Raw genomic sequence first — 13,583 nt, 5'->3', positions numbered from 1 at the left:
GTGCCACTCGTGAACTGCCGCCCTGGTCACAAAGGATGGGGGCCATGACAGACGCACCGCTCGGCCGCAGCGCGGCATTCAAGGTCCTGACCACCGGCTATGTGGGTTCCACCGGCCCCGGGGTGGCCGCGACCGTCTCCTACGTCTCCGACGCGGGACGGCACGTGATCTTCGATCCCGGCATGGTCGCGACCCCCGACCACATCCTCGCCCCGCTCGCGGAACTGGGCCTGGGCCCCGAGGACATCACCGATGTGGTCCTCAGCCACCACCACCCGGACAACACCATGAACGTGGGCCTGTTCGGCTCCGCCCGGATACACGACCACAAGGTGGAGTACCGGGGCGACCAGTGGACGAACCGGGACGCGGAGGGCCACGAACTCACCCCGTCCCTGCGGCTGATCCGCACGCCGGGCCACAGCACCGAGGACATCACGCTGCTGGCCGGCACCGACGCGGGTGTCGTGGCCTTCGCGGGCGACCTGTGGTGGCACGCGAACGGCCCCGCGGACGATCCGGTGGCGCCGGACCGCGAGGTGCTGCGCGCCTCCCGGCTGCGGGTGCTGGCCGTGGCCGACCTGATCGTGCCCGGCCACGGCAGCCCGTTCCGCGGGGACGACGGCACCCCGCGCTAGGTTCCTGATCCGCAGGTCGGGTCAGGGGCCTGGCGCGGGAGCCCTCAGCGGTCGTTTTCTCCGGGGTCGGACACGGTCGAGCGGGTGGGCGCGGGCCGGTCGGGGACGGGCTCGGCCTTGCTGTCGTGGCCGCTGACGAGCCACGCGCCGATCAGCAGACCCACCACGAGCAGGACCAGGTGGCGGTTCTGCTTCCACCAGGTCGGCGAGTGGGGCTTGGCGATGACGTATTCCACGCGTACGGGCTTCGGCACGGGGTCCTCCTCTCCGGTCTCCCGGTCTTGCTCTCTGATCTCTCGCTCCGGTCGTGCGCCCCGCCGGGAGCGCCGCGGGATGCACGGGTGCGCCGCGCTTTCGGGGGCGGGAGGTTCTCTCCAGTGTGGGACAACCGGCCGCCGCGAATCCACCGGATATCCGCGCCAAGAGCCTTGCGTCCGGGGCCTATTGGGCCACTGCGCCCGGGAGGGCCGCCGCCATCCTGCGGACGCCCTCGGTCAGGATCTCGGGGGAGGTCGCCACGTTCATGCGGACGAACCCGGCCCCTCCGGAGCCGAAGTTCAGCCCTGCGCTCAGGGCGACGCGGCCTGCTCCACGGAGAGCCGGCGCAGCGGGTTGGCGACACGGGACTCAGCGGGGTGGTTCGACGAGTGATCCATGGTGCGAGCGTGGGCAGGATCGCGGGGGTGGAGGCAGGGTCACGCGGGCGTGGGCGGGGCCCGTCGATGATCACCAGCGATCCGGCAAGGCCGGGCAGGGTCGCGCGGGCGGGGCTGCGGCGCTCAGCCGGAGCTCCGCTTCTCCCCCGTCCAGGCCAGCAGGTCCCCCACCGTCCACGTCGTCACCACGCGCTCGGGCGGCACCCCGCACTCCTCGGCCCGCGCGCATCCGATGAGCTGCCAGTCGAGCTGGCCTGGCGCGTGCGCGTCGGTGTCCACCGCGAAGAGCACCCCGGCGTCCACGGCCTTGCGCAGCAGGCGGCGGGGCGGGTCGAGGCGCTCGGGACGGCTGTTGATCTCCACCGCCGTGCCCGCGTCCGCGCAGGCGGCGAACACCTCGTCCGCGTCGAACTGCGACTCCGGCCTGCCGCGCCCGGCGACGAGCCGCCCGGTGCAGTGTCCGAGCACGTCGGCCCGCGGGTCGCGCACGGCGGTGACCAGGCGCCGCGTCATGGCGGCTGCGTCCATGCGGAGTCTGGAGTGCACCGAGACGACCACGACGTCGAGCCGGTCGAGCAGGTCCGGCTCCTGGTCGAGGGTGCCGTCGTCGAGGATGTCGCACTCGATGCCGGTGAGCAGCCGGAAGGGCGCCCACCGCTCGTTGAGGGCGGCCACCACGTCCAGTTGCTCGCGCAGCCGCTCCGGCGACAGGCCGCGCGCCACGGTGAGCCGGGGCGAGTGGTCGGTGAGCACGGCCCACTCGTGGCCGATCTCCCTGGCCGCGCGGCCCATCGCCTCGATCGGGCTGCCGCCGTCGGACCAGTCGGAGTGCAGGTGGCAGTCGCCGCGCAGCAGTGCGCGGAGCTCGGTGCCGCCTTCGGCGAGCGGGGCCGCCGCCTCGACTTCGAGCCGGTCCAGGTATCCCGGCACGGTCCCGGCGAGCGCCTCGCGGACCACACCGGCGGTCTTGGGGCCGATGCCCTTGAGCGACTCCAGGGAGCCGTCACCGGCCCGGCGCACGGTCTCGCCGTCGGCAAGGCCGTCGATCACCTCGGCGGCGGTGCGGAAGGCCCGGACCCGGTAGGTCGGGGCCTGGCTCCGCTCCAGCAGGAAGGCGATCCGTTCCAGCGCGTCCACGGGCTCCATCGGCACCTCCGTCCGCCGTGGGCCGTGCCGTACGCGTGCGGATGCGGGTGCGGTCCGGCGGCGGCCGTCTTCCAGCCTCGCGCAGGCGGCGCACCGCGGCACGTCGAGCCCGCGGATGCCCGGCGTGGAGCGGCCCGGAGCGGGGCGGAGCGGCCCGGAGCGGGGCGGGGCGGGGCGGAGCGGGGCGGGGCGGGGCGGAGCGGCCCGGAGCGGGGCGGGGCGGAGCGGCCCGGAGCGGGGCGGAGCGGGGCGGGGCGGGGCGGGGCTGCTCAGAGCGGCTTGCGGCCCCACGCGGAGATCATCGGGGACGTCGCCAGGTCGAGGCAGCCCGCCGCGATGTTCGCGAGGTGGGTGTCGATCTCGGCATCCGTGGCGTGGCCCCGGGCGACCAGCTGCTCGCGGACCTGGCGCACCGTGGCCGTCTCCAGCGCGTCGCAGGCGGGTCCCGTGACCGGGAAGTAGGCGTCGGCCTCGAGGTCGGTCAGGCCCGCCTCGCGCAGCAGGCGCGGGAGGCGGCGCCCGTAGGAGAGGTCCGCGCCGCGTTCGGCGAGGAGCTTGCGGAAGCCGTGGCGGAGCTTGTTGGCGAGGCGCTGCTCGGGTCCGTGCTCGTCGGGGCAGATGAGGGGCTGGAGGGCCGGGTCGGCGTCCTCGACGAGGAGCCGGCCGCCGGGGCGCAGGGCGTCCGTCATGGCGCGCAGGGCGTGCTCGCGGTCGGCGACGTGGACGAGGACGAGGCGGGCGTGGACCAGGTCGAAGGGTCCCGCGGGCGGCTCGTCGGCGGCGACGTCGTGGCGCAGGACCTCGACCTGCGGCGCGGCTGCCGACGCGGTCCAGGACGTGTCGATGTCGGTGGCGAGGACGTGGCCGGTGGGGCCGACGCGCTCGGCGAGGCCCCGGACGACCGAGGGGCCACCGGCGCCGACCTCCCAGCAGCGCCAGCCTTCCGCGATGCCCAGGGCGTCGAAGTGACGGAAGGTGGAGGCGTCGAAGAGGGAGCCGAGGGCGTCGAAGCGCTCGCCCGCCTCGGACTGCCGGTTGTCCAGGAGATAGCCGTCCTCGCTGTGCTGAGTCATGCGGACGATCATCTCTCGCCGCCGCACGGGAGCGGCGCGGCGGCGACACAGGGACGGCACAGGGGGTGCGACACCCGGCACGCGCGGCAAAGAGATTCCATGGGCCCGTGCCTGGGCGGCAGCGCCCCGCGCCAGAGGCGGGAAGAACACGCCCCGCTCACCCACCGGGTGCACGCGCTGCTCGGCACGGCGCTGTTCGCCCGACGGCCGTTCAGCCGTCCCGTGCACGCGTTCACCGCACCGCTCGGCCATCTGACCCGCCCCTGCGTCGCCCACCGCTCCCGCGGCGCCCCGGCGGCCCTGCGGCAGGGGTGGACCGGCTCCTGGGGCGCGCAGGCCCTAGGGTGCCCGTGTGCCCACATTCAGCATCGGTCAGGCGGCGCGGCTGCTCGGCGTGAGTCCGGAGAGCGTCCGGCGGTGGGGCGACGCGGGTCGCCTCCGGATGGAGCGGGACGGCTCCGGGAACCGACTGGTCGACGGGGTGAGTCTGGCCGGGTTCGCCGAGGAGCGCGCCCGCGGGGCGCACACCGTGCCGGACGAGGTGCTGACGTCGGTGCGCAACTCCTTCGCGGGGATCGTGACCGCGGTGCGGGGCGACGACGTGCTCGTGCAGGTGGAGATCCAGTCGGGCCCGCACCGGGTGGTGTCCGTGGTGAGCCGCGAGGCCGTCGACGAGCTGGGGATCGAGGTGGGGTCCACCGTCACCGCGCGGGTCAAGTCGACGAACGTGCACGTCGACAGGCCCCCGCCCCGCGGCTGACGGCGCTCATCGGCACCGCAGGGCCGCGTACAGGTCGAGCTTGTGGTCGAGGCGGGACAGGTCGCGGCCGGTGAGGGACTCGATGCGCTGGACGCGGTAGTGGACGGTGTTCACGTGCAGGTGCAGGGCCTTGGCGGTGCGGGCCCAGGAGCCGTTGTGCGCGAGGAAGGTCTCCAGGGTGTGCAGGAGCGTGCGCTGCGAGGCGTCGTCCTCGTCGGCCAGCGGGCCGAGGGTCCGGGCGGTGAACGCGGCGCGTACGGCCTCGGGGACACCGGCGAGCAGCGTGCTGAGCGTGGTCATGTCGTCGGTGCGGGTCAGGCGGCTGTGCCGGGGTGCTTCGGCGCGGGCGGCGGTGAGGGCGTAGCGGGCCTGGGTGAGGCCGCGGGCCAGGTCTTCCGCCGCGGGTGCCGGGGCGCCGAGGCCGCCGTGCAGGAGAGTACGCGGCGTGCGGGCGGTCAACAGGGGCCAGATGTCGAGGAGTTGCCCGCCCCGCGGGTCGTCGGCGGGTGCGGTGGCCGAGGTGTGCTGGGTGGCCGAGGTGTGCTGGGTGGCCGAGGTGTGCTGGGTGGCCGAGGTGTGCTGGGCGGGTGCGGAGTGTCGGGCGGGTGCGGTGTCCTGGCCGGGGGCGGTGTGCTGGGCGGGTGCGGTGTCCTGGCCGGGGGCGCCCACGTGGAGCACGGCCGCCACCGTGCCGTCCGGGAGGACCCCCGCGGCGAAGGCCGGCCGCCCCGGCAGGTGGCGCAGGGCCTCCGTCAGGGCGGCGATACCCGGTGCGCGGTGGGTGCCCACGCCTGCGGCGAGCACGTGGAACGGGCCGTCCTCGGGCAGGCCCGAGGCCCGCAACGCGCCGCGCAGGGCGGGGCCGTCGGGCCGGGGTGCGGCCAGGAGCGCGAGGAGGTCCGCGGCCCGCCGCCGGGCGCCCTCCTCCTCGCGCAGCCGCCGCTCCTGGTGCTGGGCGAGGACGTCGGCTATCTCGTGCAGGAGGCGCGGCGGGGCCTCCTCGGGGTGGTGCAGGTACAGGTGCCAGCTGTCGTACGCGGTCGCCTCCGTCTCGATGCGCAGGCTGATGCCGGTGGGCCGGGTCAACTGCCGGACGGCCTGGGCGGGCGTGAGGGGCGGGGCGGAAGGCGTGCGGGCGACGGTGCGTCCGGTGGCCGTCAGGAGGTGGCAGGCCGGGGTGCCGAGGTGGGCGAGTGCGCGGTCGAGCAGGGTGGCCGCGCCCTCGCCCGCCTCCAGCAGGCGGCTCAGTTCGATGCGGACGTTCTCGGGCAGGGCGTGGTGGCCGGAGGGGCGCCGGCTCAGATCGCCCCACTGCCGGAGGTAGACCGCGTCGATGATGGCGCGGAAGTTGGTGTGCGGCGGCACCGCGACCAGCGCGATCCCGTGGGAGCGGCAGGCGTCCACGAGCGCGTCGGGGACCGAGCCGTGGGTCTCCTCACCGGCGAGGAGGGCGACGGCGCCGGCCGTGGCCAGGGCCGCGACGAACCGGTCGACCTTGGCCTGCCCCTGTTCGGGGCTCCACCACACGAGTCCGCTGAGCACGACCTCCCCGGCCCGCAGAAAGCGCGTCGGGTCCTCCAGGTCGGTGGCGGTGATGCCGCTGATCTCCCGGGTCAGCACAGGGCCTTCGCCCCACAGCAGGTTCAGGTCGAGGGCGGTGAGCCGGAGGAGGTCTTCGACGTGCATGGGCGGTGGCTCCTTGGTGCGGGTGTGCCGACCGGGCTGCGGACCCGGCATCTCACATTCACCAGGTGAATGTGGTTGCGAGCATCGTAATTGCGAGGGGAAGTGGCTGGTATCCCTCTTGGTTGATCCTCCAGCGACGGGCCCGGGCCCGTCGGGTTTTCCGTGCCCGCCACCAGTCGTGCGGGCCGGTGCCGCGTTGCTTCACTTGCGGCCTCACCACTGGACACCTCATCACTCGACATCGGCCGGGAACGGCCTGTCCGGTCGTCTCCGCGACCGGCCGCCGGAGGAGGCGCACACCATGGATCTCCACACGGTCACCGCCGTACGGGACGCCCGCGAACGCGTCCCCTGGCGCCCCGGCGACCGCTGGCTGGGCGGCGGCACCTATCTCTTCTCCGAGCCGCAGCCGCAGGTGCGGCGCCTGGTCGACCTGAGCCGGATGGGCTGGGCGCCGGTCACCGAGCTGCCGGACGGCTCCCTGGAAATCGCCGCCACCTGCACCGTCGCCCAGCTCTCGCGCCGCATGCGGCACACGGACCTCCCGGCGGCGCCGCTGTTCGAGCAGTGCTGCCGGGCCTTCCTCGCCTCGTTCAAGATCTGGAACATGGCGACCGTCGGCGGCAACCTCTGCAACGCGCTGCCCGCCGGCCCGATGATCTCGCTGACGGCCGCCCTGGACGGCGTCTGCCTGCTGCTGGCGCAGGACGGTTCGACGCGCCGCGTGCACGTCGCCGACTTCGTGACCGGCGCGGGCCAAAAGGACCTGGGCGAGGGCGAGTTGCTGCGCTCGGTCACGCTGCCCGCACGCGCGCTGGCCCTGCGCACGGCCTTCCGCCAGGCGTCCCTGTACGGCCTCGGCCGCTCCGGCGTCCTGGTCATCGGGGCCGTCGACCCGGGCGACGGCTCCTTCACGCTGACGGTCACGGCGGCGACCGTGCGGCCGTTCCGGCTGTGGTTCCCGCTGCCGCCGCGCGCCGCGGAGCTGCGGACGGCGCTCGCGGGCGCGGTGCCGGACGACGCCTGGTTCGACGACATCCACGGCCTGCCGGCCTGGCGGCGGCACATGGCGTTCCGGCTCGCCGAAGAAGTACGCCGCGAACTCGACGAGGACGAGGAGGCCCCCCGGTGACGTACGGGATCGAGGTCAACCGACAGCACCACGACACCGAGCCGCGCCCCGGGCAGTGCCTGCGGACGTATCTGCGCGAGCGCGGCTGGTTCGGCGTGAAGAAGGGCTGTGACGCCGGGGACTGCGGGGCGTGCACGGTCCATGTGGACGGCGAGCCGGTGCACAGCTGCCTGTATCCGGCGGTACGCGCCGAGGGACGCAGCGTCACGACCGTCGAGGGGCTCGCCTCGCCAAAGGGCGAACTCCACCCGGTGCAGCGGACGTTCCTCGAGGCGCAGGGCTTCCAGTGCGGATTCTGCACCGCCGGGTTCCTGATGACCACGGCGGCCCTGCAGGCCGAGCGCGGCACCGCGCACGACGACGGCAAGCTGGACGACCTGCCCCGCGCCTTCAAGGGAAACCTCTGCCGCTGCACCGGCTACCGCGCCGTCGAGGACGCCGTGCGCGGCACCCGGCACACCGAACTCCCCGGCGCGGGCGAGGCGGTGGGGTCGAGTCCGGGCGCCCCAGCCGGGCCGCAGGTGGTGACCGGCACCGCCCGCTACACCTTCGACATCGACGTCCCCGGGCTGCTGCACATGAAGCTGCTGCGCTCCCCGCACCCGCACGCCCGCATCGAGGACATCGACACCACCGAGGCCCTGCACGTCCCCGGCGTGCACGCCGTGTTCACGCACCGGGACGCACCCGACGTGCTGTACTCATCGGCCCGGCACGAGCGTCCCGCCGAGGATCCCGACGACACCCGCGTCCTGGACAGCGTCGTGCGCCACGTCGGCCAACGCGTCGCCGCCGTGGTCGCCGACAGCGAGCAGGCCGCCGAGGAGGGCTGCCGTCGCATCGCGGTGACCTACGCACAACTCCCGCACGTCCTCGACCCGGAGGCGGCGATGGCGCCGGGCGCGCCCGTCCTGCACGGCGACAAGGGCGCGGAGTCGCGCATCGCGCGCGCCGGGAACAACGTGGCCGGTGAGGTGCACGGCGAGCTCGGTGACGTGGAGGCGGGGTTCGCCGAGGCGGACGTCGTGTACGAGGAGACCTTCCGCACGCAGCGCGTCCAGCACGCGAGTCTGGAGACGCACGGCTGCGTCGCGTACTTCGAGGACAAGGAGGACGGCTCGGGCGAACGTCTCACGGTCCGCTCGTCGACCCAGACCCCGTTCCTGACCCGGCGGGCGCTGTGCGCGCTGTTCGGTCTGCCCGAGGACGAGGTCCGGGTGGTCGCGGGCCGGGTGGGCGGCGGTTTCGGCGGCAAGCAGGAGATGCTGACCGAGGACATCGTGACGCTCGCGGCGCTGCGGCTGCGACGCCCGGTGAAGCTGGAGTACACCCGGGCCGAGCAGTTCTACGGAGCCACCACCCGCCACCCGTTCACGATCACCCTCAAGGCCGGTGCGCGGACCGACGGCACCCTGACGGCCCTGCGGATGCGGGTGGTGTCCAACACGGGCGCGTACGGCAACCACGGTCCCGCGGTGATGTTCCACAGCGTCGGCGAGTCCTTCGCCGTCTACCGCGCCCCGCACAAGAAGGTCGACGCCTACGCGGTCTACACCAACTGCGTCCCGGCGGGCGCCTTCCGCGGCTACGGCCTCGGGCAGGTCACCTTCGCCGTCGAGTCGGCCATGGACGAGCTGGCCCGGCGCCTCGGCCTCGACCCGCTCGTCCTCCGCGAGCGCAACATCATCCGTGCGGGCGAGCCGATGCTGGGACCCACCGGCGAGGAGGAGGACCTGCACATCGCCTCGTACGGGCTCGACCAGTGCCTGTCCGTGGTCCGCAGGGCCGCCGCGGAGGACGCCGACGACGTTCCGGTGCCGGACGGCTGGCTCGTCGGGCAGGGCACGGCCCTCGCGATGATCGCGACAGGACCGCCCGGCGGCCACTACGCCGACGCGACCGTCAGCCTCCTGCCGGACGGTACGTACGACATCGCCGTCGGCACCGCCGAGTTCGGCAACGGCACCACGACCGTGCACCAGCAGATCACCGCGGGCGCCCTGAACACGACGGCGGACCGGCTCGTCGTGCGGCAGTCCGACACCGACGTCGTGCGGCACGACACGGGTGCCTTCGGCTCGGCGGGGACGGTCGTGGCCGGGAAGGCCGTGCTGCTCGCCGCGACCTCGCTGGCCGAGCGCCTCACGACGTTCGTGGCCCGCCACACCGGGGTGGCACGGCACCAATGCGTCCTCGGCGCCGAGGAGTTCGACTGCGCGGGCCGCGTCGTGCCGCTCAAGGAGCTGTACGAGGCCGCGCACGCGGCGGGCGCGGCGGACGAGCTCACCGCGGCAGGGCACTGGGGCGGCACCCCGCGCTCGGTGGCCTTCAACGCCCAGTGGTTCAAGGTCGCCGTCGACCCCGGCACCGGCGAGATGCGCATCCTGCGCAGCGTGCACGCGGCCGACGCGGGCAAGGTCATGAATCCGATGCAGTGCAGGGGCCAGGTCGAGGGCGGGGTGGCGCAGGCGCTCGGCGCCACGCTCTTCGAGACCGTGCGCGTCGACGACCGCGGCGAGGTCACCACGGCGGCCTTCCGCCACTACCGGCTGCCGCAGTACGCCGACGTGCCGCGCACGGAAGTCCACTTCATGGAGACGCGGGACGCGATCGGCCCACTGGGCGCCAAGTCGATGAGCGAGAGCCCCTTCAACCCGGTGGCGCCGGCCTTCGCCAACGCCCTGCGGGACGCGACGGGCCACCGCTTCACGGAGCTGCCGCTGACCCGGGACCGGGTGTGGCTGGCCTTGAGCGACGACTCCCACGGCGGCAACGGGAGCGGCGACAGCAACGGCACCTGCTAGACGGAGTCCCGCACTTGTCCCACATCTGCCATGTTCCACGGCCTGTTCAGTGGGCATCCTCGAAGTCGGAGGAATCGACGGGGAGGGGGCGGGGATGGGGACGAGCCGGCTCGTGGTGGTGGGCGCGGTCGACCGGCCGGTACGGCTGAGCGTCGCCGATCTGCGCCGCCGCTGGACCGCGCGGGAGGCCGTCGTGACCTTCGAGTGCGCGACCAGCGGCGCCCGGCGCCACACCTTCCGGGGCCCGCTGCTGCGCGAGGTGGTCGGCACGGCGGGGCCGGGCTTCGACGCGGCCCGCCGCAAGGACCGCTCCCGTTTCCTTCTGGAGGTCACGGGACAGGACGGGCACGCCACCGTCCTGTCCTGGGCGGAGATCGACGAGGACTTCGGGAACGCGCCCGTACTCCTCGCCACCGAGCTCGACGGACTCGAACTGGACGATCGGGGCAGCCAGTTGGTCGTACCGACCGATTTCTGCGGGGCCCGCTACATCAGCGGGATCACCCGGATAAGGCTCGGCACAGCCGCCTGAGCCCGCCTCCGTCCGCCGGCGTGGGGGCCCGGGCGGGCGCGTGGGATCAGGCCGGTCCGAGGAGTCCCAGGTCCGGTGTGACGCCCGCCAGTTCGCAGCTGGCCGTCCACAGGAGGCCCGCCACGGCGGAGTCGGCCATGTGCGGTCGTACGGCTTCGAGTCGGGGCTCACCGCGCAGCCCGAAGACCCTCGGCCCCCACAACTGCCCTCCCTCGACCCGCTCGTCCAGGACGGCCCGGACGATGGGCCACGCCCCCTGATGCTTGCCCTGGACGAGGAGCCCGGCGGGGAGACCGCGCAGCCGCTCGGCGGCCGTCGTCGCATGCACCATCGGGCGGGCCGGGGTGAGGGAGTCGAGGGCGCCGCCGGGGTGGGCGACCACGCTGAGCACGGTGCTGCCCGCGGTGCGCAGCCGTCGGTCGAGCTCGAAGGCGAAGGTCATCTGCGCCAGCTTCGACCGGCCGTAGGTGCGCCCCGGCCGGTAGTCCCGCACCGACTGCGGATCGTCGAGGTCCAGGCGCTCCGAGCGGGCCGCGAAGCTGCCGACGGTCACGACGCGGGCGGCGGGCGCCGCGGTCAGCACCGGAGCCAGCCACCGGATCAGCGCGAGGTGGCCGAGATGGTTGGTCGCGAACATCAGCTCGTGCCCGTCGCCGGTCTCCTGCCGCGGCGGGTCGTCGAGCGCGATCCCGGCGTTGCAGACCACCGCGTCGAGGCGATCGCACTCGACGCGCTCCGCGGCCGCCTTCAGGGAGGCCCGGTCGGCGAGGTCCAGCCGCACATGCCGCACCCGTGCCCCCGGCACCCGCGAACGGATCGAGGCCAGGGCCGCCTCGGCCCGCTCCGCGCTGCGGCTGCCGATGACGACGTCCGCGCCGGTCGTGGCGAGCTGCTCGGCGACGAAGTACCCGATCCCGGCGTTGCCGCCGGTGACCAGGAAGGTCTTGCCCGCGCGCGGGGGCAGCCGATGGACGTCCCACGACGGGTTCTGGGGTACGGAGGACATGGCTGGGGCTCCCTGCGTTCGGGGACGGCACGCCGTTGCGCGCCGTCGAGACCGTCAGCCTCACAGGCACGACCGACAGCTCACCGACAGATCGCCGTCACCAGGGACGGGCCCGGTGACGGCGATCTGACGCCCAAGGCCTACCTACCCGGCAGGATGACCGCCCGGCCGTTGACGCGGCCCTCGTACAGGTGCTCGTACGCCGTGGGGGCGTCGTCCAGCGCGTACGTCTCCACGTGCACGTCGATCACGCCGGACCGTGCGAGGTCCAGGACCTCGATCAGCTCGGCCCTGCTGCCCCAGTACGGGGAGCGGACCGCGACGTCGTAGGCCGTGGTGCCGAAGCCGACCGACGCCGCTCCCCCGCCGATGCCGACGATGCTGACGTCCCCCTCCACGGCGGCGCACGCGGTCGCCGTCGCGACGGTGGGCGGCGCGCCGACGAAGTCGAACACCGCCTGGGCTCCCAGGCCGCCGGTGAGCTCGCGGACCTTGACGGCCGCCGACGCGTCCGAAAGGACGGCCTCGTGGGCGCCGACCTCGCGGGCGAGCCGCAGCTTCTCCTCGGTGACGTCGAGCGCGACCACGCGGGCCGGGGTCAGCGCGCGCAGCAGCTGGATGGCGACGTGGCCGAGGCCGCCGGTGCCGATGACCACGGCGGTGCTGCCGGGCGTCAGCTTCGGCAGCGAGGTCTTGATCGCGTGGTACGGGGTGAGCCCCGCGTCGGTGAGCGGCACGGCGGTGACCGGGTCGAGGCCGCCCAGCGGGACGAGGTGGCGCGGGTCGTCGACGATCATGTACTCGGCGATGGCGCCGGGTGCGCCGAGCCCGGGCGGGCGGATGCCCAGCTCGGCGGCGCGCGTGCAGTAGTTCTCCTTGCCCTGCGCGCACATCGGACAGGTGCCGCAGCCCCACGGCCCGTAGACGGCCACGGAGTCGCCGAGCGCGAGTCCTGTGACGCCCTCACCCAGTGCGGCGACGGTCCCGGCGCCCTCGTGGCCGAGGGTGAGCGGCAGCGGGAAGCCGAGCGCCTCGGCGGGCCGGCTCATCACGGCGATGTCGGAGTGGCAGACCCCGGCGGCGGTGACCTTCAGGAGCACCTGGCCGGGTCCCGGCTCGGGACGCGGGACGGTGACCACCTCGGGGGCGGCACCGACGGCGCGGTACTGGACGGCCTTCATCTCGGCCGGCAGCGGGGCGGACGCGTGCCGCGCGCCGGAGAGTTCTTGTCCTGACATCTGGGATGCCTCTTCTCTTGCTGCTGCTCTTGCTACTTCTCTTACTGCTGCTTGCTGCTGCTCTTGCTGCTTCTTCTCGCCGGGCCGCGTGGTCTCTCAGCGGGCCGCGTAGCCGCCGTCGACGAGGTGGTAGCTGCCGTTGACGAACGAGGCGCGGTCCGAGAGCAGGAAGAGCGTGAGCTCCGCGACCTCCTCGGCGGTGCCCAGGCGGCCCTGCGGGTGCAGCGCGATCAGCCGGCTGCGCTGGGCCTCGTCGCCCTTGAGGAGCGGGGTGTCGATGAAGCCGGGCGCGACGGCGTTCACGCGGATGCCGCGGGCCGCGTACTCCACGGCGGCGGTCTTGGTCAGGCCGACGACCGCGTGCTTGGCGGCGGAGTAGGCGGCGGAGCCCGCGAAGCCGTTGGTGCCGAGGATGGAGGACATGTTGACGACGGCGCCGCCGCCCGCGGCCAGGAGGTGCGGCAGCTCGTACCGCAGGGAGTAGAAGACCCCGTTGAGGTTGGTGTCGATCACGCGCCGCCAGTCCTCGACCGCGTAGTCGCCGGTGGGGGCGGAGGCCCCGGCGATCCCGGCGTTGTTGACGGCCAGCTGCAGACCGCCGAAGGTCTCGACGGCGAACTCGACGGCCAGGCGCACCGACTCGGGGTCGGTGACGTCGACGCGGACGGCGGCGGCGCGGCCACCGGCCTCGGTGAGGGCCTTGGCGACGTCCTGCGCGCCCTGTTCGTTGTAGTCGGCGACGACGACGGCCGCTCCCGCCGCGGCGAGGCGGCGTGCGACCTCCAGGCCGATGCCGGACGCGGCGCCGGTGACGAGGGCGGTCTTCCCGGTGAACTCCGCCGGCGCGGCTGCCGTCGGGGTGGCTGCGGGGACGGTCGCGGGAGTGGTTGCGGGCGTGGTGCTTGTGCTCAT

At 74.1% G+C, this 13,583-nt stretch carries 12 protein-coding genes and 2 pseudogenes; 6 read left to right on the top strand and 8 right to left on the bottom strand.

Annotated features, from left to right (window positions below; all coding sequences use genetic code 11):
- Positions 1-44: 44 nt before the first annotated feature.
- Entirely contained in the window at positions 45-638 is a 594-nt protein-coding gene (locus ACZ592_RS00620; protein WP_471579276.1) for an MBL fold metallo-hydrolase, read from the top strand.
- A 44-nt stretch (positions 639-682) separates the two neighbouring features.
- Here ACZ592_RS00620 and ACZ592_RS00615 read toward each other — a convergent pair whose 3' ends face one another.
- The 4 genes and pseudogenes from ACZ592_RS00615 to ACZ592_RS00600 all read right to left on the bottom strand — a co-directional run bounded on the left by ACZ592_RS00615 (position 683) and on the right by ACZ592_RS00600 (position 3,513).
- A complete protein-coding gene (locus tag ACZ592_RS00615) occupies positions 683-892 on the bottom strand; it encodes a hypothetical protein (protein ID WP_471579275.1) in 210 nt (69 codons plus the stop codon).
- A gap of 187 nt (positions 893-1,079) precedes the next feature.
- Positions 1,080-1,223, bottom strand: a pseudogene (locus ACZ592_RS00610) (pyridoxal phosphate-dependent aminotransferase); the annotation flags it as partial.
- A 194-nt stretch (positions 1,224-1,417) separates the two neighbouring features.
- Positions 1,418-2,440, bottom strand: a complete 1,023-nt coding sequence (locus tag ACZ592_RS00605; RefSeq protein WP_471579274.1) for a PHP domain-containing protein — start codon at positions 2,438-2,440, stop codon at positions 1,418-1,420.
- 269 nt (positions 2,441-2,709) lie between these two features.
- On the bottom strand, positions 2,710-3,513 hold the full coding sequence (locus tag ACZ592_RS00600) for a methyltransferase domain-containing protein (protein WP_471579273.1): 804 nt from the start codon (positions 3,511-3,513) through the stop codon (positions 2,710-2,712).
- Positions 3,514-3,612: 99 nt separating this feature from the next.
- Here ACZ592_RS00600 and ACZ592_RS00595 point away from each other — a divergent pair.
- Both ACZ592_RS00595 and ACZ592_RS00590 read left to right on the top strand, forming a co-directional pair.
- Positions 3,613-3,786: pseudogene (locus ACZ592_RS00595) on the top strand (respiratory nitrate reductase subunit gamma); the annotation flags it as partial.
- Positions 3,787-3,865: 79 nt separating this feature from the next.
- Complete coding sequence (locus ACZ592_RS00590; RefSeq protein ID WP_471579272.1) at positions 3,866-4,273, top strand: TOBE domain-containing protein; 408 nt, start codon at positions 3,866-3,868, stop codon at positions 4,271-4,273.
- Between the two features lie 6 nt (positions 4,274-4,279).
- On the opposite strand, the gene ACZ592_RS00585 is transcribed toward ACZ592_RS00590, so the two are convergent.
- Positions 4,280-5,959 (bottom strand): helix-turn-helix domain-containing protein, encoded by a 1,680-nt coding sequence (locus ACZ592_RS00585; RefSeq protein ID WP_471579271.1) that lies wholly within the window; start codon positions 5,957-5,959, stop codon positions 4,280-4,282.
- 301 nt (positions 5,960-6,260) lie between these two features.
- On the opposite strand from ACZ592_RS00585, the gene ACZ592_RS00580 reads away from it, so the two are divergent.
- The 3 genes from ACZ592_RS00580 (at position 6,261) to ACZ592_RS00570 (ending at position 10,427) form a co-directional block, all read left to right on the top strand.
- Positions 6,261-7,091 carry an FAD binding domain-containing protein gene (locus tag ACZ592_RS00580; protein ID WP_471579270.1) on the top strand — a complete coding sequence of 277 codons (831 nt, stop codon included), beginning with the start codon at positions 6,261-6,263 and terminating at the stop codon, positions 7,089-7,091.
- A complete protein-coding gene (locus tag ACZ592_RS00575; RefSeq protein WP_471579269.1) occupies positions 7,088-9,895 on the top strand; it encodes a molybdopterin-dependent oxidoreductase in 2,808 nt (935 codons plus the stop codon). The genes ACZ592_RS00580 and ACZ592_RS00575 overlap by 4 nt, the downstream gene beginning before the upstream one ends.
- Before the next feature lie 94 nt (positions 9,896-9,989).
- Complete coding sequence (locus ACZ592_RS00570) at positions 9,990-10,427, top strand: molybdopterin-dependent oxidoreductase (protein ID WP_471579268.1); 438 nt, start codon at positions 9,990-9,992, stop codon at positions 10,425-10,427.
- 46 nt (positions 10,428-10,473) lie between these two features.
- Here ACZ592_RS00570 and ACZ592_RS00565 read toward each other — a convergent pair whose 3' ends face one another.
- The 3 genes from ACZ592_RS00565 to ACZ592_RS00555 all read right to left on the bottom strand — a co-directional run bounded on the left by ACZ592_RS00565 (position 10,474) and on the right by ACZ592_RS00555 (position 13,583).
- Positions 10,474-11,433 carry an SDR family NAD(P)-dependent oxidoreductase gene (locus ACZ592_RS00565; protein WP_471579267.1) on the bottom strand — a complete coding sequence of 320 codons (960 nt, stop codon included), beginning with the start codon at positions 11,431-11,433 and terminating at the stop codon, positions 10,474-10,476.
- Between the two features lie 140 nt (positions 11,434-11,573).
- Positions 11,574-12,614, bottom strand: a complete 1,041-nt coding sequence (locus ACZ592_RS00560) for an NAD(P)-dependent alcohol dehydrogenase (RefSeq protein ID WP_471579980.1) — start codon at positions 12,612-12,614, stop codon at positions 11,574-11,576.
- Positions 12,615-12,767: 153 nt separating this feature from the next.
- On the bottom strand, positions 12,768-13,583 hold the full coding sequence (locus ACZ592_RS00555; RefSeq protein WP_471579266.1) for an SDR family NAD(P)-dependent oxidoreductase: 816 nt from the start codon (positions 13,581-13,583) through the stop codon (positions 12,768-12,770).

The organism is Streptomyces sp. NPDC040622, assembly GCF_055593965.1.
The sequence above is the reverse complement of the archived record's forward strand: the minus strand, read 5'-3'. Positions and strand labels throughout refer to the sequence as shown.